Below are 18,383 nucleotides of genomic sequence, written 5' to 3' on the forward strand. Positions count from 1 at the left end.
CCGGAGCTCAGAGGTCCAGGACCAGATCACCTCCCGGCCGGGCGCAGCACACGAGCGCCGTGCCCGGTGGCGGATCCTCCAGGGGAGCGGGCTCGTACTCGACGGCGCCCGACAGGACCGGCGTCACGCACGTCTGGCAGACGCCGGTGCGGCACGACCAGCGGGTCGGCACGTCGCACGCCTCGGCGAACTCCAGGACGTTCGGGTACCGCTCGCTCCACGGCACCGCCAGGCCGCTGCGGGCGAACGTGACCCGGGGGCCGGTGCCCGGCGGGGGCGCCGGCGCGTGGGGCGGGGTGTGGACGGCCCCGACGATCCCGGGGTTGATCGCCGGCAGCGCGCCGAACAGTTCACTGTGGACGCGGCCGGGCGCCAGGCCGAGTTCGACGAGCGCGTCCCGTGTCGCGGTCATGAAGCCTTCGGGCCCGCAAACGTATGCGGTGGCGTCGACCGGCAAGTCCAAAGTAGACAAAGCGGCTCGGTCGAGACGCCCCCGCCGCGCGCCGGGCGTACCGGGCGGCGGGGTTTCGGCCGTGTAGAAGACGTCCTCGCGGGCCTGGGGGAGACTCGCCAGCAGCTTGTGCGCTTCGGTGGCGAACGCGTGCTCGGCGGCCGAGCGGGTGGTGTGCAGCCAGCGGACGTCCCGGGTGCTGCCCGCCGCGGCCAGCGCGTGCAGCATCGCCAGCACCGGTGTGACCCCGATGCCGGCGGAGATCAGCAGCACCGGGGAGTCGCCGTCGGCCAGGACGAAGTCGCCGCGCGGCGCGGCGACCGGCAGCAGCGCGCCGGGGGCCAGGTGGGTGTGGAGGTAGCCGCTCACGGCACCGTCGCGCTTGACGCTGATCCGGTACTCCGCATCCGACGCGCCCGCCGACAGCGAGTAGCTGCGGACCGGCGCCGGGTCGCTTGCCCCGGGGACCCGCAGGGTGAGGAACTGGCCGGGCTCGGGCCGGGAGAGCGGCGAACCGTCGGCCGCGCTCAGGTGGATCGACGTGACGGTGGTGCTCTCCGGCACGAGCTGGGTGACGCGCAGCTCGCGGAACCCGGCCCAGGCCTGGGTTTCCGGCGCCCGCTCGTCGAGCAGCTCGCGGAACGACCCCTGCCAGCCGGGGCTGAGCGCGGGGATGTCGACGGCCTTGCGGAGGTCGGCGGCGTCCCGGCCGGGCAGGTAGAGGAGCGCGTCGATCGCCGCGACGCTCATCTCGTGGCGCCCGGTCCGGGTGCGGACGATCTCGTCACCCGCGCGGACCCGGCCTTCGCGGATCACCCGCAGGTAGAAGCCCGGCCGGTGGTGCGCGACGAGCAGCGCGGGGATCCGCGGCTCGCCGAGGCGCATCCCCACCCGGAAGCACGTGACGCGCGGCTGGGTGACCTCGAACTCGGCCTCCCCGATCCGGTAGCGGTCGCCGATGTGCACCTCGTCGTCGGCCAGGCCGTCGACGGTGAAGTTCTCGCCGAACTGGCCGTACTCCAGGTCGTCGCGGCCCAGCTCGCCGCGCCAGAACTCGTAGGACTGGCGCTGGTAGACGAGCACCGCGCGGTTCTCGCCGCCGTGGCCGCCCAGGTCGCCCTGCCCGTCGCCGTCGATGTTGAGCCGGCGGGCCATCACCGGGCCGTCGACGGGGTACTTGAAGATGCCGGTGTGGACGGTCCGGCCCTGCCAGGGCACGTCCTCCGGTTTTCCGACGTTGAGGGACAGCAGTCTGGGCACGAGCTTCACTCCGTGGATTCGGCGCGGGTGCGCTGGTAGTGCCGGCGCGCCTTCATGCGGTTGCCGCAGACCGCCATCGAGCACCAGCGCGCGCTGTTGGGTTTGCTGTGGTCGATCAGGAACAGCCGGCAGTCCGGGTTGGCGCACGGGCGCAGCCGGTTCCCGCCCGCCTTCGTGAGTTCGGCCCAGGCGAGGACGACCCGGGACGCGGCGGCGTGGCCAGGCGCGGGATCGAGCTGCCACTGGATCTCGTCGTCCGCGAAGAACGCCTTGTAGCTCAGGCCTTCGACGAACGGCGCGGCTGCCGCCGGGGCGTCCTGGCCGCGCACGATCCGCTGCAGCACGGCACGCGCCTCGCGTACCGCGTGCCACTCCTCTTCGGAGTCCGGCTGGTCGTGGGCGGCGAGCCAGCCGCGGCCCGATGCCGCGTCGGCCAGGTCGTCCTCGGGTGCGCCGTTGCGCACGGGGGTGCTGTTCAGCAGGTCGAGCAGCAGCTTCTCGTAGCTCATCGGTCTAACCTCCCAACTCGTGCTTGACAGGTTACACCCTCCCGTGGTTCTGTGTCTAACCAGTAAGGCAATTCAGAACGGTTAGCCGGAAAGGGGCAGGTCATGGGACTGGCATGGCAGCAAGGACCGCTCTCGGAGCGTTCGGTCGGGCACTTCCTGGTGCCGCAGCCGCTGCCGGAGCGGCTGCTGTTCGCCGAGCCGCTCCGCCGCCGGATGCGCGTGCGCTTCGGCGGGCAGTGGGTCGCCGACAGCGAGGACGTCGTGCTCCTGCACGAGCCGAACCGCTACCCGGTGGCGTACTTCCCGCGCGCCGACGTGGCCGAAGGGGTGCTCGGCGCCGAGCCGCGCACGACGACCCACCGCGACCTCGGCCCGGCCGCCTGGTTCACCGTGCGGGCGGGGGAGCAGGAGGCACCGCGGGCGGCCTGGGCGTACACCGGCCTGCCGGACCACGCCGGCGTCCTGCGTGACCGCGTCGCCTTCGCCTGGCGGGCGATGGACGCCTTCTACGAAGAGGACGAGCGGATCCTCGGGCACGCGGCCGACCCGTACCACCGCGTCGACATCCGGCAGACGTCCCGGCACCTCGTGGTGCGCGACGGCGACCGCGTCGTCGCCGAGACCCGGCGCCCCGTGGTGCTCTACGAGTCCGGCTTCGCCCCGCGCTGGTACGTGCCGCGCGAAGACATCGACCTGACGGCCCTGACACCCGTCGAAGGCCAGACCTTCTGCCCCTACAAGGGATTGGCCGGCTACTTCGACATCGGCTCGCGCGGGCGCGCCGCCTGGTCCTACCCCGAGGCCTGGCCCGAGGTGGCCCGGGTGTCCGGGTTCGTCTCGTTCGAACCGGACGTCGTCGACGTGTGGCTCGACGACCGGAAGCTGGCTCTCGAACCCGGCCAGGCCGTGACCCCGCACGGCGTCGACCGGGGCCTCGATCCCGACGAGCTGCGGTCGCGCGCCGCGGCCGTCCTCACCGGAACGGAGTGATCATGTCCACCACCCTGAAAGACCGCCGCGTGCTCGTCGTCGGGCGCGGCAGCGGGATCGCCCGCGCGGTCACACTGGCCCTGCGCGAGGCCGGCGCCACGGTCGTCGTCGCCGGCCGCGACCCGGACGCCCTCGCCGCGGCCTACGACGACCCGGGCGTCACGGCCGAGCAGGTCGACCTCACCGACGAAGCCGGCGTCGCGGCCCTGGCCGAGCGGCTGGGCCGGGTCGACCACGTCGTGTCGACGGCGTCGGCCCGGGCCCGCGGCGCGCTCGGCGATCTCGGCCACGACACCGTGCTGAAGTCGTTCGAGGTCAAGGTGCTCGGCCCGATCCTGCTGGCGAAGTACCTCGCGCCACGGATGCCCGAGGACGGCTCGTTCGTCTTCTTCTCGGGTTCGTCCGCCCGTAAACCCGCGCCGGGCATGCTCGCCGTGGGCGCGACCAACGCGGCGGTCGACGTGGTGATCCGCGGCCTCGCGGTCGAGCTGGCGCCGATCCGCGTCACCGCGGTCTCGCCGGGCACGATCGACACCGGCGCCTACGACGGCCTGGGCGCCGAGAAGAAGGCCGAGCTGTTCGCGGCGCGCACCGCCACCAATCCGGCGCGCCGCATCGGGCGAACCGAAGACATCGCCGACGCCGTCGTCTTCGCGCTCACCGCCGGCTTCCTGACGGGCGTGACGCTGGGCGTCGACGGAGGTGAGCCGCTCGTCTGAACCCGGGCCTGGAGAGCGCGCTCAGTGGTAGTCCATGTCCGGCCCGGCGAGCTCCGGCACCGCCTGGAGGTCGACGACGCGGAACAGCACCGCGTGGTCGACACCCATCGCCTTGCCGCTCAGGGCGGTGAACTCGGGGATGAACTCGGCGGGCGCGGGGTGGCCGGGGAGCGCGGCCAGGTACGCGGCATGGGCCTCGAGAGAGGCGACACCGCGGCGCAGCGGCTCACCGGTGACCTCCACACCGTGGGTGACGTTCGGGTAGCCGGGAAGTCCGGGGAAGGCGAGCCAGCGCACGTCGTGCGGTTCGAGCTCGCCGATCTGCTCCGGGAACACCCACCGGTTGGCCGCGTCGCGCAGGGCGTCGATCGTCGCGAGGGCCACCACCCGGTGGTCGGCGTGGTCGAAGCCCATCGGCGTCTCGACGTCGTGCCCGTAGCCGAGCACCATGTCGGGCTTGAAGCGGCGGATCTCCCGGCAGATGTCGCGGCGCAGATCGAGGCCGTAGACGAGCACACCGTCGGGGTGCTCGAGCACGGTCAGGTCCTCGACCCCCACGATCTCGCACGCCGTCCGCTGCTCGGCCACGCGCAGCCGGGCCGTCTCCTCGGGCGGGTTGGGCATCCCGGCTTCGCCCCGGGTGAGCAGCAGGTAGCCGACCTCGATGCCCTGGGCCGTCCAGCGGGCGACCGCCGCGGACAGGCCGTACTCCATGTCGTCGGGGTGCGCGACGACGCAGAGCACGCGCCGGAAGGAGTCCTCGGGCAGGGCGGGCACTGTCGCTGGCATGCCCGGCATCCTTCCGTACCCCGGTCTCCGCGACCACCGAAACGACTACGAACCGCAAGGAGGAGTACTGATGGACTACCGCATCGAAGTCGTCACGCTGCCCGTCGCCGACGTCGACCGCGCGGCTCGTTTCTACACCGAGCAGGCCGGCTTCACCCTGGACATCGACTACCGGCCGAACGACGAGTTCCGCGTCGTGCAGCTGACCCTGCCCGGGTCGGCGTGCTCGATCCAGTTCGGGACCGGCCTCACCGACGCGGCCCCCGGTTCGGCCCGCGCGGGCTACCTGGTGGTGGCCGACATCGAAGCCGCGCACCGCGAGCTGGCCGCCCGCGGCGTCCCCGTCGGCGCGATCCGGCACAAGAAGTCCGTGGACTGGCAAGGGGACTTCGCACCGGGACCGGATCCGCGGCGGCGGGACCACGCCAGCTTCCTGGACTTCGCCGACCCGGACGGCAACACGTGGATCGTCCAGGAACGCCGGTGACTCGATGCGTCAGAACACCGAACGCAGCAGGTCCACCGTCTCCTCTTCGGACGGCTGCCGCGGGGCGTTCTTGGTCACCGCGTCGGCCAGTGCGCCTGCTGCGATCGCCGGGATCAGGTCCGTCGTGACACCCAGTTCGCGCAACGGGCGCTTGATCCCGAGCGCGCCCGAGATCTCCCGGACCGCCGCGATCGACGCCTCCGCCCAGTCCGGCTCCGGCGTCACGTGGAGCGCGCGGCCCACCGCCTCGAACGCGGCCGGGGCGGAGGGGGCGGTGAAGGCCATGACCTCCTCGAGCACCGCCGCCAGCGCGATGCCGTGGGGAGTGCCGGTGTGCGCCGTCAGTGCGTGGCCGAGGCCGTGGACCAGGCCGAGGCCGGACAGCGTCAGCGCGTGCCCCGCCAGGTGGGCCCCCAGCATCAGCTGCGACCGTGCCTCCAGGTCGCCGCCGTCGCGGTGGGCTACCGGCAGCCAGCGGCCGATCAGCGTGACCGCCTGGGCCGCGTAGGCCGCCGACACCGGGCTCGACCCGCGCGAGGCGAGCGATTCGATGCCGTGCACGAGCGCGTCCAGGCCGGTGGCCGCGGTCACCGCCGGCGGCAGGCTGAGGGTGAGCTCGGGGTCCAGCACCGCGATCCGCGGCTTCACCGACGGGTGGCCGATGTAGACCTTCCGGCGTGCGCACGGGTCTTCGGTGACCCCGAAGCCGTTGGTCTCGGCGCCGGTGCCCGACGTCGTCGGCACGGCGATCAGGGGCAGCCCGGCCTGGGCTTCCCATAGCCGGTCCGCGTCGGCGGCGGCCGCGCCGGGATTGCCGGCCAGCAGGGAGATGCCCTTGGCCGCGTCCAGCGCCGAGCCGCCGCCGAGGGCGATCACGGCGGCGTCGCCGAACTCGCGCAGCCGCGCGGCGCCGCGGTCGAGCTCGGCGGTCGACGGGTTGGGGCCGACGTCCTCGTGGACGGCGTGCTCGAGCCCGGCCGAGGCCAGGATCTTCTCGACGCGCCCGACGATCCCGGTGGCCCGCAGGCCGCGGTCGGTGACCACGAACGCGCGGGTCCGGGTCAGGGTGTCGACGTAGGCGGGGAGATCGGTGACCACACCGGGGCCGAACTCGGTCCGGGCGGTCGGTTCGATGCTGAGTCGCACGCTAATCCTCCGGGAGCGCGAGCCAGGTGGTCTTGAGGGCGGTGTAGGCGTCCAGCGCGTGCAACGACTTGTCGCGGCCGGCACCGGTCGCCTTGAAGCCGCCGAACGGGGTGATCACGTCGCTGGCGTCGAAGGTGTTGATCCACACCGTCCCGGCACGCAGCCGCCGGGCGACGCGGTGGGCGGTGGTGACGTCCCGCGTCCAGACCGACGCGACCAAGCCGAAGTCGGTGTCGTTCGCCAGCCGGACGCCCTCGCCGACGTCGCCGTCGTAGGTCAGCACCGACAGGACCGGCCCGAAGACCTCCTCGCGGGCGATGGTCATGCCGGGCCGCACACCGTCCACAATGGTCGGTTCGAGGTACGTGCCGCCGGTCTCGGTGAGCACCCGGTCGCCGCCGTGGGCGATCGTCGCGCCGTCGGCGCGGGCGCCGTCGAGGTAGCCCAGGACGCGGTCCAGCTGGACGTCGTCGACGAGCGGGCCGAGCACGGTCGCCGGGTCCAGCGGGTCGCCGATCCGGAACGTCGCCTCGGTGATCGAGACGACCTCGGCGAGCAGTTCGTCCTTCAGCGACGCCGGCACGACCAGGCGCGACCCCGCGTTGCAGGTCTGCCCGGCGTTGTAGAAGATGCCCCACGCGACCGCCGAGGCCGCGGCCGCGAGATCGGCGCCGGGCAGCACCAGCTGCGGCGACTTGCCACCCGCCTCGACGGCGACCTGCTTGCCGTTGGACTCCCCGGCGTAGACCTGGAACAACCGCGCGACCTCGGCCGAGCCGGTGAAGGCGATCTTGTCGACGTCCGGGTGCCGGCCCAGGGCCTGGCCGACGACCTCGCCGCGGCCCGGGACGACGTTGAGCACGCCGTCGGGCAGCCCGGCCTCGCTCGCCAGCCGGGCGAGCAGCAGCGTGGCCAGCGACGTCTGCTCGGCGGGCTTGACGACGACGGAGTTGCCGGTGGCCAGCGCCGGACCGAGCTTCCAGGACGTGATCAGCAGCGCGTAGTTCCACGGGACGACGACGCCGATCACGCCGAGCGGCTCCCGGGTGATCCACGCCAGCGCGTCGCCGGGGGTGGGCGCGACCTCGTCGTAGGTCTTGTCGATCGTCTCGGCGTACCAGGCGATCGTCTCGGCGGCCTTGGTGACGTCGACCCGCCGCGCTTCACCGACCGGCTTGCCCATTTCGAGGGAGTCGAGCAGCGCCAGCTCGTTCGCGTTGTCCATGATGGACTCGGCCCAGCGCAGGAGAATGCGTTTGCGCTCGCGCGGTGCGAGGTCGCGCCACCGGCCGTCCTCGAACGACTCCCGTGCCGCGCGAACCGCCCGGTCGACGTCTTCGGTGCTGCCGCAGGGGATCCGCGTCAGCTCGCGGCCGTCACGCGGGGACGTGCTGGCGAACGTCGTGTCCGAAGTGGACGCGATGGCCCGGCCGCCGACGAACGGCCGCGCCTCGAAGGTGAGCTTGTCCGCCAACGCCTGCCAGTCCTGGTGCGTCAGATCCGCCACCGGGCCACCGCCTCCTCGTCCAGTTCGATGCCGAGCCCCGGCCGGGCCGGGACCGCCAGGGTGCCGTCCGAACCGATCATGAGTGGCTCCGCCAGCATGAAGTCGCGCCGCTGCGGCGTCCAGCCAGGCGGGTCCCACGGGAACTCGAAGAACGGCCCGCCGCCGACCCCGGCGGCCACGTGCAGGTTGGCCAGCACGCCGATGCCGTTGGTCCAGCTGTGCGGGGTGAAGGCCCGGTGCTTGAGCTGCGCCACCTCCGCCAGGGTGCGCGCCCGGAGCATGCCGACCGCGAGCACGACGTCCATCTGGTAGACGTCGAGGACGTCGTTCTCCAGGTACCGCAGCAGTTCCGGCACCGAGTGGTGCATCTCGCCGGCCGCGATCCGGACGCCGGGGTTCTCCGCGCGCAGCGTCCGGAAACCCTCGACGTCCTCGTAGGGGAGGGGTTCCTCGACCCAGAAGACGTCCAGCTCGGCCAGCCGCCGCACGATCCCGCGGGTCTTGGCGAGATCCGACGCCGCCGCGGTGTCCCCGGCCATCCGCCAGGACTGGTTGAGGTCGACCATGATCGCGAAGTCCGGCCCGAGCGCGTCGCGCACCGCTGTGACGGCGGCGATCCCGTCCGCGACGTGGTCCCGGTCGATGCGGATCTTCATCGCGCGGAACCCGGCTTCCCGCGCCCGCAGCGCGGTCTCGACGCGTTCGGCGGGCGGCTTCAGCTCGGCCGAGGACGCGTAGGCCGGGACCGCCTTGGCCGTGTTGCCGAACAGGGTCGAAACCGGGAGCCCGGCGACCTGGCCGATGACGTCCCACAGCGCGACCTCCAGCGGCCAGAACCGGCCGCCGTGGAAGTTGGCCGTCTCGATCGCCTTCACGTGCCGCGCGATGTCGAGTGGGTCTTCGCCGAGGAACAGGTCCTTGACCGCGTCGAACCCGGCCATGGTGTCGCCGGACCCGATGCCGGTGACGCCCTCGTCGGTGCGGACGCGCACGATCGTCGCGTCGAAGTGGCGCCGCGGCCGCGGGTCCCACGCCGCGCGCAGCGGCGGGTCGAGGTCGAGCCGCAGCCGGTCCAGGACGATGTCGGTGATCTTCATCGGTCTCGACGTTATGAGCCGCCGCGGGCCGCGGCAAGCGCCGGCGGGACATCGCAACACGCGTTGCGCTGAGGCCAACTGTTAACGTCCGGAGATGACGCTCCCGGACGACGCGGCCCGGCCCCCGGGCCACGGCCTGCGCCGTGACCTGGACCTGCTGGAGGCGCTGGCCTCACCCGAGGCGCAGCGGGCCGGCGGGCTCGGCGTCGTCCGGCTGGCGCAGCTGACCGGCCGTGAGAAGAGCCAGGTCTCGCGGGCGCTGAAGGCCCTCGCCGAGGAGGGCATCGTCGAGCGCGACCCGGACACCCTCGGCTACCGGCTGGGCTGGCGGCTGTTCTCCCTGGTCGCGCGCACGGCGGAGGATCGGCTGGTGCGCGCCGCCGAGCCGGTGATGCACGCGCTGTCGGCGGACCTGGAGGAGACCAGCCACCTGTGCGTCCTGCGGGAGCAGGAGGTGCTGACGCTGCTCTCGGTGTCCGGGCACTCGTTTCGCGCGCACGACTGGGAGGGCCGCGGCGTCCCCGCGTACTGCACGTCGGCGGGCCGGGTCCTGCTGCTCGACGCGAGTCCGGACGAGCTGTACGTCCGCTTCCCGGACTTCGACGCCGACGACCCGCGCTCGGAGGTCCGCACGCTGCCGCAGCTGTGGGCGAAGATCCAGGAGTGCCGCCGCGACGGCTTCGCGCGCGTCCACGAGGAGTTCGAGGAGGGCCTGGTCGGCGTCTCGGCGCCGGTCCGCGACTTCCGCGGCCGGGTGGTGGCGGCCCTCAACGTCTCGGCCCCCGCCGCCCGCCTCGCGGACCGGCTGGAGGCCGCGGGCCGCAGCACCGCGGCGGCGGCCGCGCAGGTGTCGGAGCACCTGGGCTTCTCGGCGACGGGCCCGCCGCGGACCCGGCTCACCTGAGCGCAGTCCATTGTGGACGTGAGTTGACGTTGTAACGGGACTTTCCGCCAGACCGACCTTGGGGTGCCGAACACGCACACCTGAGGCGGAAGCCATGACACAGAACCATCCCGGGGCCACCACCACCGGCGACGATCGCCGCGAAAGAGCGAAGCGCCGGTGGAGCGCGCTCGAGCGGTTCCTGGCTCTGCTCGTGGCTCTTCTCGGCGTCGGGACCGCCTACCTGACCTTCCTGACCGCGACGGCCAACCACGACAAGAACGAAGCGCAGACGTCGGCCTCGGATTCGAGCACCGAACTGACCTCGGCGCAGCAGGAGAACGCGCGGCTCAAGGCCACCGTCGCGGACCTGCAGAAGCAGCTCGGCGAACGGCAGGCGCCGGCAACGACCGGGACAGTTTCGCCGGGCAGCGGGGGAGCGGTGCGGCACGCGGGCACCCTCACTCTGGCGAGGGATCAGCAGGCGGATCTCGACGCGCCGGCGACCGACCCGCAGTGGACGTCACCCGGGCCGCCCGACTTGGCGTACCCCGACCAGCTCATGCCCACGGCTGCCGCGCTCATGCTCGACCTGCGCGGTGTCACGGCGACCTACGAGACGTGCCGGAGCACCACGGGGTACGCCAGAGCCAGTATCAAGCGCGGCGATCTCGTCGCCGGGCAGAACTTGTGCGTCGAGACGTCCGACAAACGCTTCACCGCGATGAAGGTCACGCGGGTCGAGGAGTCCGCCGTGACCATGGAGGTCACGACCTACGAGAACTGAGCCCCTCAGCCCTTCGCGGGCGGGTCCAGCTGCGCCAGGTGCTCGGTGATCTCCGCCAGCAGGCCCGTCGCGGCTTCGCCCAGGGCGGCCAGCTCGGCCAGTGTCTGGCGAGCGGGCGGGGCGTCGGTCGTCGGGGGCATCAGATCTCCTGGAGGGCGTCGGCGAAGGCGGTGTGCACCCGGAGGTACTCGTCGAGGGGGACCGTCGTGACCGCCCACTCGTGCCAGCGGATGTGGGCCTGGCCGACGCCGAGCTTCGCGGCCGTGGACACGCTCACCGGGTCGGCGCCGGCGAGGATCGCGCGGTGCAGCAGCGGCGGCGTCGAACGCCGGGCGAGGTCGGCCGCGGCCGAGTATCGCGCGAGGTCGGCGAGGGGGTCGCCCCCGTCCGGACGGCGCTGCTGCGGGGGTACCCGGCGGGCGCCGGACAGCACGCTGGTCATCAGGCAACTCCTGGGAGAGCGGTAGAACCACCTCGAACGGCTTCCGGTTACCCGGCCCGATCTTGGATAAACGCGGCCGCTGGTGATCTCCGTCTCACCGGATCGGGGTGGTGCGGCAGGATGGCCCGATGACCGACGACCTCCGAGCCCACGCGAGGGCGCTCATCGACGCGAACCTCTACCTGACGCTGGGCACGGCCGACCCGGACGGCCGCCCGTGGCTGGCCCCGGTCTACTTCGCCCCCGCCGGCGACCGGACGTTCCTCTGGGTCTCCGACGTGGAGGCGCGCCACTCCCGCAACCTCGCCGAACGCCCGGCGGTGAGCCTGGTCGTCTTCGACTCGACGGTGGCGCCGTACCACGGCCGCGCCGTCTACGCGTCCGGCGAGGCCCGGGCGCTGGCGGGCGAAGACCTCGACCGGGCCCTCGGGAGCTATCCCCGGCGCGACGCCCGGGGCGCGTCGGCGATCGGCCTCGACGACGTGATCGAGCCGTCGTCGTACCGGCTCTACGCAGTGACCGCGACGGAGATGTGGGTGCTCTGCCCGCGCGAGCCGGGGCAGCCGTGCGCGCTGCACGGCCGGGGTGGCGATCACCGGGCCGAGCTGTAGCGGTCAAGACCCGGATGGGTGGCTTCGCCGAAGTCAATCTTGATTCATTCCAGATTATCGGGCAGACTCGCCGCCGTGCCCACCACTTCGGAGTTCGAGCGGATGCTGCGCGGGGCCTCCCTGCGCGTCACGCGTCCACGGCTGGCGGTGCTGACCGCGGTACACGTCCACCCGCACGCCGACACCGACTCGATCATCGGGGTCGTGCGGGACGATCTCGGGGAAGTGTCCCACCAGGCCGTCTACGACGTCCTGCGGGCGCTCACCGGCGCCGGGCTGCTCCGGCGCATCCAGCCACCGGGCTCCGTGGCGCGCTACGAAGCCCGCGTCGGCGACAACCACCACCACGTCGTCTGCCGGTCCTGCGGGGCCATCGCCGACGTCGACTGCGCCGTCGGCAGTGCGCCCTGCCTGACCGCGTCCGAGGCCCACGGTTTCGTCATCGACGAGGCCGAGGTCGTCTACCGGGGCCTGTGCCCCGCCTGCTCCACCGCGCCCAGTTCCTGAACACCGTTTGATTCCCGGAAGGATTCCTGTGTCTGACAGCCCTGACGCCGTTGTTGGCGAGATGAACGAGGAGACCGCGGGCGGCTGCCCGGTCTCGGCCGGGCGTCGCAACCACCCGACCGAGGGCGCGGGAAACCGCGACTGGTGGCCGAACCAGCTCAACCTGAAGATCCTGCGCAAGCACCCCGCCGTGGCCAACCCGCTGGGCGAGGACTTCGACTACGCCGCCGCGTTCGCGACCGTCGACCTCGACGCGCTCGCCGCGGACGTCGACGCGGTGCTGACCACGTCGAAGGAGTGGTGGCCCGCCGACTTCGGGCACTACGGGCCGTTCATGATCCGCATGGCGTGGCACAGCGCCGGCACCTACCGCATCGACGACGGCCGCGGGGGAGCGGGCGCCGGCATGCAGCGCTTCGCGCCGCTGAACAGCTGGCCGGACAACGGGAACCTGGACAAGGCCCGCCGCCTGCTGTGGCCGGTCAAGAAGAAGTACGGCCAGAAGATCTCGTGGGCCGACCTGATGATCTTCACGGGCAACCGCGCCCTGGAGACCATGGGCTTCAAGACCTTCGGCTTCGCCGGCGGCCGCGCCGACGTGTGGGAGCCGGACGAGGACGTGTACTGGGGCCCGGAGCGCACCTGGCTGGGCGACGAGCGCTACACCGGTGACCGCGATCTCGAGAACCCGCTCGCCGCGGTCCAGATGGGCCTCATCTACGTCAACCCCGAGGGCCCGAACGGCAACCCGGACCCGCTGGCCTCGGCCCGCGACATCCGGGAGACGTTCGGCCGGATGGCGATGAACGACGAGGAGACCGTCGCCCTCATCGCCGGTGGCCACACCTTCGGCAAGACCCACGGCGCGGCCGACCCCGACGAGCACGTCGGCCCGGAGCCCGAGGGCGCCGGTATCGAGGAGCAGGGCCTCGGCTGGAACAACACCTTCGGTTCCGGCAAGGGCCGCGACGCCATCACCAGCGGTCTCGAGGTCACCTGGACCTCGACGCCGACGCAGTGGAGCAACCAGTTCTTCGACAACCTGTTCGGCTACGAGTGGGAGCTGTCGAAGAGCCCGGCCGGCGCCCACCAGTGGGTCGCCAAGGACGCCGAGGACACCATCCCCGGGCCGGAGGCCGGTGACCCGGCGCGCAAGCCGACGATGCTGACGACCGACCTGGCGCTGCGCGTCGACCCGGTCTACGAGCAGATCTCCAAGCGCTTCCACGAGAACCCGGACCAGTTCGCGGACGCCTTCGCCCGCGCCTGGTACAAGCTCACCCACCGCGACATGGGCCCGATCCAGCGCTACCTCGGCCCGCTGGTGCCGGCCGAAGCCCTGATCTGGCAGGACCGCGTCCCCGCCGTCGACCACGAGCTGGTCTCCGACGCCGACGTGGCCGGCCTCAAGGCCCAGCTGCTCGACTCGGGCCTGACCGTCGCCCAGCTCGTCTCGACCGCGTGGGCGTCGGCCTCGACGTTCCGCGCCAGCGACAAGCGCGGCGGCGCCAACGGTGCCCGCATCCGCCTCGAGCCGCAGCGCGGCTGGGAGGTCAACGAGCCGGACCAGCTCGCGCAGGTGCTGCGCACGCTGGAAGGCGTCCAGGAGTCCTTCTCCGCCGGTGGCAAGAAGATCTCGCTGGCCGACCTGATCGTGCTCGGCGGCGTGGCCGCCGTCGAGAAGGCCGCCAAGGACGCGGGTGTCGACGTCACGGTGCCGTTCACCCCGGGCCGCACCGACGCGACGCAGGAGCAGACCGACGCGGAGTCCTTCGCGCCGCTCGAGCCGACGATCGACGGGTTCCGCAACTACCGCGGCAAGGGCCACCGCCTGCCGTCGGAGTTCCTGCTGGTCGACCGCGCGAACCTGCTCAACCTGAGCGCGCCGGAGCTGACCGTCCTCATCGGCGGCCTGCGCGTCCTGGGTGCGAACCACAAGCAGTCCTCGCTGGGTGTCCTGACCTCGACGCCGGGTGCCCTGACGAACGACTTCTTCGCGAACCTCCTCGACATGGAGACCGAGTGGAAGTCGACGTCGGAGGACCAGGAGACCTTCGAGGGCCGCGACCGCGCGACCGGCGAGGTCAAGTGGACCGGCTCCCGCGCCGACCTGGTGTTCGGCTCCAACTCGGAGCTGCGCGCGCTGGCCGAGGTCTACGCGAGCGACGACGCCAAGGAGAAGTTCGTCCAGGACTTCGTCGCCGCGTGGCACAAGGTCATGAACGCGGACCGGTACGACCTGGTCTGAGCTGACTGACCGGCCGCGCCCGCGTCCGGCGCCCTCACCCGAGGGTGCCGAACGCGGGCGCGAGTCGTTCCAGCTCCGCGACGTCGGCGAGGAAGTCGTCGGTCGTCGGGGGCATCAGCAGGACGTGGTCCGCGCCCGCCGCCAGGTGCTCCCGGGCCTTGGCCGCGATCGCGTCCGGGCCGCCGTGGGCGACGACCGCGTCCGCCAGGGTGTCCTGGTCGGACACGTCGAAACCCAGGCGCTCCATGGCTTTCCCGTACCACGGCAGGCCCAGGCTGTTGGACACCTTCTCCCGCGCCGCCGCGCGGGCGGCCGCGGGATCGGTCTCGGTGACCACCGTCAGGCCGACCACCAGCAGCTTGTCCGCACCCAGCGTCTTGCGCGCTTCGGTCGTGTACGCCGGGGGCAGGTTCGCCGGGTACGCGCCGTCCGCGGCCTCCCCGGCCAGCGCCAGCATCTTCGGGCCATTCGCGCCGAGGATCCGCGGGTACGTCACCGACGGCGCGGGCGGCCAGGTCTCCGCCGTCATCCGCTCGAGGTAGTCGCGCAGCGTCTTGACCGGGCTGCCGTATTCGCGGCCGACCCCGGCGGCCTGCGGCGCGTGGCCGACGCCGATCCCCAGCACCAGCCGGCCCGGGTACGCGTCGGCCAGCTGGGCCGCGCCCGCGTGCAGCGTCTGCGGCTCGCGGGCCCAGATGTTCGCGATGCCCGTGCCGAACGTGAGCCGTTCCGTCGCGGCGAGCAGCACGCCGAGCTGCACCAGGGCGTCCTTGCCGCCGACGACCTCGTTGGTCCAAGCGGCCCGGTACCCGGCGCGCTCCAGCCTTCGCGCGCCTTCGCGCTGGTCGTCGGCGGAGGGGGAGCGGGTGAACGAGATCGGCAGGTAGACGCCGAGCGGGCCGAGCGCCGCGCGAGCCGTCGTGATGGGGTCCATGCCTCCACGGTGGCGCCGCCGGAGGGGCGCCGTCCAATGACTGTTTCGCGCCGCGTGTTGCGATCCGTGCATCACCGCAGTTCACGGCGCTAGACTGGTCCGGTGGACGACCTCGATCTCCGGCTGGTGCGCAGCTTCACCGTCGTCGCCGAGCACCGGCACTTCGGCCGCGCCGCCGCCGAGCTGCACCTGACGCAGTCTTCGCTGAGCCGGCAGATCACCCGGCTGGAACAGCAGGTCGGCGCCCGGCTGCTCGACCGCACCCCGCAGGGCACCCGCCTCACCGAGGCCGGCGAGGCCTTCCTGGGGCTCGCCGCCGACGTCCTGCGTTCGGCCGCTTCGGCGGTGGCCCACACCCGGTCGGTTGCGCAGCCGAGCCGGATCACCGTCGGCTACACCGGCAACCTGATCGTCACCCCGGCGGTCCGCGCCCTGCGCCACCGCCACCCCGACGCCGACGTCCGGGCGCTGCACCTGCACTGGGACGATGCGCGGGCCGCGTTGCTCGACCACCGGGTCGACGCGGCCGTGGTCCGGCTGCCGCTGCCGAGCACCGGCCTGCACGTGACCGTTCTCTACGACGAGCCGCGCGTCCTCCTGATCCCGAGTGACCATCGCTTGGCGGGCAAGGAATCCGTGACGCTGGACGACATCGCCGACGAGCCGCTGCCCCGCGCGTCCGACACCGAGTGGGACGCGTTCTGGCGCGTCGACCCCCGCCCGGACGGCCGCCCGGCGCCCGACGGCCCGTTGATCACCGCCATCGAGGACAAGATCGAACTGGTGGCGAGCGGTCAGGCGGTGGCGATCATCCCGGCCGGTCCCGCCGTCCCGACCGGCCTGCGCCCGGACCTGACCACCGTCCCGCTGGAGGACGTCGAGCCGGGGCACGTGGCCGTGGCGACCCGCGCGGGGGACCGCAACCGGCTGGTGGCGGCGTTCCGCAAGTGCGCCGAGGCGTGTCTCACCGGGTGAGGCTCTGGTGGCCGAACAGCCCGAGCAGCCAGACGTGGCGGACGGCTTCCCGGGCCTGCTCGTAGGCGTCTTCGGTGGCCTGCCAGATGGCCTGGGTGATCAGCTCGATCGTGGCGGCGACCACGGCGCGCGCGGTGAACGGCGGCGGCGCCGGCAGCGCGGGTTCGGTGCTGCGCAACCAGAGGACGGTCCGGTCGAACACGGCTTCCCCCGCGCGCAGGACCTCTTCGCGGGCCTGGAGCCCGGCGTCGCCGAGGGCGAAGATCTCGAGCAGGACGGCCCGGACGGCCGTGGGGCGGCGGTGCACGTAGTCGACGAGGAAGTCCCCGCACGCCGCGACCGCCGCGAGCGGGTCCGGGGCCGCGGCGGCCACCGCGACCCCCTGGTCGATGAAGTCGCCGCTGAGCACGCGGTAGGCGGCGAGGAAGGCGTCCTGCTTGTCGGTGAACTGCTGGTAGAACGACGTGCGCGAGACGCCCGCGGTGGCCGTGATGTGCCCGACGGTGGTGCCGAGGTACCCCCGGGAGCCGACGTTCTCCAGCACGGCGTCGACCAGCCGGGCGCGCTGCGTGCCGGCGACCTCGTCACGGCTGAGGCTGTGCGGGCCCTTCGGCAGCTTCCGGTGCGCTGTCACGTGCAGACCGTACTGTGCCCGGCCGGAAGACCCGGCCGGGCACAGCGGTCCGTCAGGAGGTCGGGACCTCCGGGGCGAGCGAGTTGCCCGCCGCGATGTGCCCGCAGCTGGACGGCGCGGCCTTCCCGGCGAACCGGTCGTTCAGCCAGAGGACCGCTTCGGGTGCCCAGCGCGCCGCCCCGCCGACGTGGCTGAGCAGGTCGTACTGCTCGTACTTGACGGCGCGGTTGCCGTCGGCGCAGTACTGCCGGGCCAGCGCCCGGACGTCGCCGGCGACCATCACGCCGTCACCGGTCCCGATCCCCGGCGGGTTGCCGAAGGTGCCTTCCAGGAGCCCGTTGTTGCCCTGGGCGATGAACCCGGGGACCGACGGCGTCGGCGCCGAGCCGATGTTGACCTTGTTGACGGCGTCGACGAACGGGAGCACCGAGTTCGGGTTGGCGTACTGCGGCTTGACGAGCTTCTCCCAGGTGAGTCCCGGGTAGCGGCCCAGCGCGTTGATGATCGACGCGTTTTCGACCTCGGCGAGCACCTTCAGGCCGTACGCGCTCGCGTAGGGCTTGAGGTCGATGTCGTAGGACCGGGCGACCCCGACGAGCGCCATCGGGATGACGCCGGACCACACCGGGCTGCCGGCGACGTACTTCAGGTTGTGCGACGGCGCGACGAGCACGCCGCCTTCGGTGAAGCCCACCAGGTTCTTGTTGACGTCCGGCGCGTAGCTCGGCGCGAGCGCGGCCGCCCAGCCGGTCGCGATGGCACCGCCCGAATAGCCGATGAGCCCGAACTTGGTGCTGTCGGTCAACCCCGTCTCGGCCGCCTTCGTCGCGGCGCGGATCGAGTCGAGGGTGTTGGTCCCGTATTCCGGGCCGGCCGCGAAGTTCGCGCTCTGCCCTTCGGTGTCGGGGATCAGGATGTTGTAGCCCAGGAGCAAAGCGGGCGTGACGAGCAGGGACTCCCCGTTGGGCAGCAGCCCGCCGAGGGTGACGTCGCCGGCGATCGCCCGCGACGGGCTGTCCGCCGGGTTGAGCGAGTCGTAGGCCGACTGGTACGAGATGGCCTTCTTGGTGTCCCCGTTGGGACTGCGCACCACCGACGTGACGTTGGCGGCGGGGTTCCCCCGCGCGTCGGTGGTCCGGTAGAGCAGCTGGATCGCGGTCAGCGGCGTGGGGATGCCGACGATGTGGTAACTCAGCGTCCGGGTCTTGAGCACGGCACCCGGCGCGTAGGACGACAGCGGTTCGCTGCCGCTGTAGGTGTAGAAGGAATCGGCAGCCGGGGCCGCGGACGCCGCCGGCGCGGCGGCGACGGTCAGCGTGAGAGCCGCGGCGACGGCCAGCAAGCGGGCAGGCTTGATCATGACTCCCCTTTGAATCATGAAGTGGATCACAATGGTGAATCGGTAAC

General features: G+C 72.5%; 20 protein-coding genes. 9 read left to right on the forward strand and 11 right to left on the reverse strand.

What is annotated here, in order from left to right:
- Nucleotides 1-7 precede the first annotated feature (7 nt).
- Nucleotides 8-1,711: an MOSC and FAD-binding oxidoreductase domain-containing protein gene (locus VA596_RS49635; RefSeq protein ID WP_323337802.1), complete on the reverse strand. Its 1,704-nt coding sequence runs from the start codon at nt 1,709-1,711 to the stop codon at nt 8-10.
- Nucleotides 1,712-1,716: 5 nt separating this feature from the next.
- Nucleotides 1,717-2,220: a CGNR zinc finger domain-containing protein gene (locus VA596_RS49640; protein ID WP_323337803.1), complete on the reverse strand. Its 504-nt coding sequence runs from the start codon at nt 2,218-2,220 to the stop codon at nt 1,717-1,719.
- Nucleotides 2,221-2,322: 102 nt separating this feature from the next.
- On the opposite strand from VA596_RS49640, the gene VA596_RS49645 reads away from it, so the two are divergent.
- Together VA596_RS49645 and VA596_RS49650 are read left to right on the forward strand one after the other, a co-directional pair.
- Complete coding sequence (locus VA596_RS49645) at nt 2,323-3,210, forward strand: DUF427 domain-containing protein (RefSeq protein WP_323337804.1); 888 nt, start codon at nt 2,323-2,325, stop codon at nt 3,208-3,210.
- A 2-nt stretch (nt 3,211-3,212) separates the two neighbouring features.
- The gene (locus VA596_RS49650; RefSeq protein ID WP_323337805.1) at nt 3,213-3,929 is read left to right on the forward strand and encodes an SDR family oxidoreductase; all 717 of its coding nucleotides are present in this window, start codon (nt 3,213-3,215) and stop codon (nt 3,927-3,929) included.
- 21 nt (nt 3,930-3,950) lie between these two features.
- On the opposite strand, the gene VA596_RS49655 is transcribed toward VA596_RS49650, so the two are convergent.
- The gene (locus VA596_RS49655) at nt 3,951-4,727 is read right to left on the reverse strand and encodes a PIG-L deacetylase family protein (RefSeq protein ID WP_410172004.1); all 777 of its coding nucleotides are present in this window, start codon (nt 4,725-4,727) and stop codon (nt 3,951-3,953) included.
- Nucleotides 4,728-4,788: 61 nt separating this feature from the next.
- Here VA596_RS49655 and VA596_RS49660 point away from each other — a divergent pair, with 61 nt between their 5' ends.
- Nucleotides 4,789-5,205, forward strand: a complete 417-nt coding sequence (locus VA596_RS49660) for a VOC family protein (protein WP_323337807.1) — start codon at nt 4,789-4,791, stop codon at nt 5,203-5,205.
- A gap of 9 nt (nt 5,206-5,214) precedes the next feature.
- Here the strand turns inward: VA596_RS49660 and VA596_RS49665 are convergent, their stop codons facing one another.
- The 3 genes from VA596_RS49665 to VA596_RS49675 are packed head-to-tail and all read right to left on the reverse strand — an operon-like array spanning nt 5,215 to nt 8,955.
- Nucleotides 5,215-6,351, reverse strand: a complete 1,137-nt coding sequence (locus tag VA596_RS49665) for an iron-containing alcohol dehydrogenase family protein (protein WP_323337808.1) — start codon at nt 6,349-6,351, stop codon at nt 5,215-5,217.
- A 1-nt stretch (nt 6,352) separates the two neighbouring features.
- On the reverse strand, nt 6,353-7,858 hold the full coding sequence (locus tag VA596_RS49670; RefSeq protein WP_323337809.1) for an aldehyde dehydrogenase: 1,506 nt from the start codon (nt 7,856-7,858) through the stop codon (nt 6,353-6,355).
- A complete protein-coding gene (locus VA596_RS49675; protein WP_323337810.1) occupies nt 7,846-8,955 on the reverse strand; it encodes a mandelate racemase/muconate lactonizing enzyme family protein in 1,110 nt (369 codons plus the stop codon). Before VA596_RS49675 ends, VA596_RS49670 begins: the two co-directional genes overlap by 13 nt.
- Before the next feature lie 94 nt (nt 8,956-9,049).
- Between VA596_RS49675 and VA596_RS49680 the strand changes: the two genes are divergently transcribed.
- Together VA596_RS49680 and VA596_RS49685 are read left to right on the forward strand one after the other, a co-directional pair.
- Complete coding sequence (locus VA596_RS49680; RefSeq protein WP_323337811.1) at nt 9,050-9,859, forward strand: IclR family transcriptional regulator; 810 nt, start codon at nt 9,050-9,052, stop codon at nt 9,857-9,859.
- Between the two features lie 94 nt (nt 9,860-9,953).
- Entirely contained in the window at nt 9,954-10,625 is a 672-nt protein-coding gene (locus VA596_RS49685) for a hypothetical protein (protein WP_323337812.1), read from the forward strand.
- A gap of 5 nt (nt 10,626-10,630) precedes the next feature.
- On the opposite strand, the gene VA596_RS49690 is transcribed toward VA596_RS49685, so the two are convergent.
- Entirely contained in the window at nt 10,631-10,765 is a 135-nt protein-coding gene (locus tag VA596_RS49690; protein ID WP_323337813.1) for a hypothetical protein, read from the reverse strand.
- Nucleotides 10,765-11,067, reverse strand: coding sequence for a hypothetical protein (locus VA596_RS49695; protein ID WP_323337814.1), 303 nt, complete (start codon nt 11,065-11,067; stop codon nt 10,765-10,767). Before VA596_RS49695 ends, VA596_RS49690 begins: the two co-directional genes overlap by 1 nt.
- 128 nt (nt 11,068-11,195) lie before the next feature.
- Here VA596_RS49695 and VA596_RS49700 point away from each other — a divergent pair, with 128 nt between their 5' ends.
- The 3 genes from VA596_RS49700 to katG all read left to right on the forward strand — a co-directional run bounded on the left by VA596_RS49700 (nt 11,196) and on the right by katG (nt 14,433).
- Nucleotides 11,196-11,678 (forward strand): pyridoxamine 5'-phosphate oxidase family protein, encoded by a 483-nt coding sequence (locus VA596_RS49700; protein WP_323337815.1) that lies wholly within the window; start codon nt 11,196-11,198, stop codon nt 11,676-11,678.
- 75 nt (nt 11,679-11,753) lie between these two features.
- Nucleotides 11,754-12,185: a Fur family transcriptional regulator gene (locus VA596_RS49705; RefSeq protein ID WP_323337816.1), complete on the forward strand. Its 432-nt coding sequence runs from the start codon at nt 11,754-11,756 to the stop codon at nt 12,183-12,185.
- A gap of 28 nt (nt 12,186-12,213) precedes the next feature.
- Nucleotides 12,214-14,433 (forward strand): catalase/peroxidase HPI, encoded by a 2,220-nt coding sequence (gene katG, locus VA596_RS49710; protein ID WP_323337817.1) that lies wholly within the window; start codon nt 12,214-12,216, stop codon nt 14,431-14,433.
- A gap of 34 nt (nt 14,434-14,467) precedes the next feature.
- On the opposite strand, the gene VA596_RS49715 is transcribed toward katG, so the two are convergent.
- Nucleotides 14,468-15,367 carry a TIGR03620 family F420-dependent LLM class oxidoreductase gene (locus VA596_RS49715; RefSeq protein WP_323337818.1) on the reverse strand — a complete coding sequence of 300 codons (900 nt, stop codon included), beginning with the start codon at nt 15,365-15,367 and terminating at the stop codon, nt 14,468-14,470.
- Nucleotides 15,368-15,469: 102 nt separating this feature from the next.
- Between VA596_RS49715 and VA596_RS49720 the strand changes: the two genes are divergently transcribed.
- Nucleotides 15,470-16,342, forward strand: a complete 873-nt coding sequence (locus VA596_RS49720; protein ID WP_323337819.1) for a LysR family transcriptional regulator — start codon at nt 15,470-15,472, stop codon at nt 16,340-16,342.
- Here the strand turns inward: VA596_RS49720 and VA596_RS49725 are convergent.
- Entirely contained in the window at nt 16,332-16,976 is a 645-nt protein-coding gene (locus tag VA596_RS49725; RefSeq protein WP_323337820.1) for a TetR/AcrR family transcriptional regulator, read from the reverse strand. The genes VA596_RS49720 and VA596_RS49725 overlap by 11 nt on opposite strands.
- 52 nt (nt 16,977-17,028) lie before the next feature.
- Entirely contained in the window at nt 17,029-18,336 is a 1,308-nt protein-coding gene (locus VA596_RS49730) for a lipase family protein (protein WP_323337821.1), read from the reverse strand.
- Nucleotides 18,337-18,383: the final 47 nt, after the last annotated feature.

The organism is Amycolatopsis heterodermiae, from assembly GCF_034929455.1.
Lineage (GTDB): Bacteria > Actinomycetota > Actinomycetes > Mycobacteriales > Pseudonocardiaceae > Amycolatopsis > Amycolatopsis heterodermiae.

What these genes read in the sequence shown, in the direction of transcription:
- VA596_RS49640 (WP_323337803.1), bottom strand. Translation starts at nt 2,220, where the DNA reads ATGAGCTACGAGAAGCTGCTGCTCGACCTGCTGAACAGCACCCCCGTG.
- VA596_RS49645 (WP_323337804.1), top strand. Translation starts at nt 2,323, where the DNA reads ATGGGACTGGCATGGCAGCAAGGACCGCTCTCGGAGCGTTCGGTCGGG.
- VA596_RS49650 (WP_323337805.1), top strand. Translation starts at nt 3,213, where the DNA reads ATGTCCACCACCCTGAAAGACCGCCGCGTGCTCGTCGTCGGGCGCGGC.
- VA596_RS49655 (WP_410172004.1), bottom strand. Translation starts at nt 4,727, where the DNA reads ATGCCGGGCATGCCAGCGACAGTGCCCGCCCTGCCCGAGGACTCCTTC.
- VA596_RS49660 (WP_323337807.1), top strand. Translation starts at nt 4,789, where the DNA reads ATGGACTACCGCATCGAAGTCGTCACGCTGCCCGTCGCCGACGTCGAC.
- VA596_RS49675 (WP_323337810.1), bottom strand. Translation starts at nt 8,955, where the DNA reads ATGAAGATCACCGACATCGTCCTGGACCGGCTGCGGCTCGACCTCGAC.
- VA596_RS49680 (WP_323337811.1), top strand. Translation starts at nt 9,050, where the DNA reads ATGACGCTCCCGGACGACGCGGCCCGGCCCCCGGGCCACGGCCTGCGC.
- VA596_RS49685 (WP_323337812.1), top strand. Translation starts at nt 9,954, where the DNA reads ATGACACAGAACCATCCCGGGGCCACCACCACCGGCGACGATCGCCGC.
- VA596_RS49690 (WP_323337813.1), bottom strand. Translation starts at nt 10,765, where the DNA reads ATGCCCCCGACGACCGACGCCCCGCCCGCTCGCCAGACACTGGCCGAG.
- VA596_RS49695 (WP_323337814.1), bottom strand. Translation starts at nt 11,067, where the DNA reads ATGACCAGCGTGCTGTCCGGCGCCCGCCGGGTACCCCCGCAGCAGCGC.
- VA596_RS49700 (WP_323337815.1), top strand. Translation starts at nt 11,196, where the DNA reads ATGACCGACGACCTCCGAGCCCACGCGAGGGCGCTCATCGACGCGAAC.
- VA596_RS49715 (WP_323337818.1), bottom strand. Translation starts at nt 15,367, where the DNA reads ATGGACCCCATCACGACGGCTCGCGCGGCGCTCGGCCCGCTCGGCGTC.
- VA596_RS49730 (WP_323337821.1), bottom strand. Translation starts at nt 18,336, where the DNA reads ATGATCAAGCCTGCCCGCTTGCTGGCCGTCGCCGCGGCTCTCACGCTG.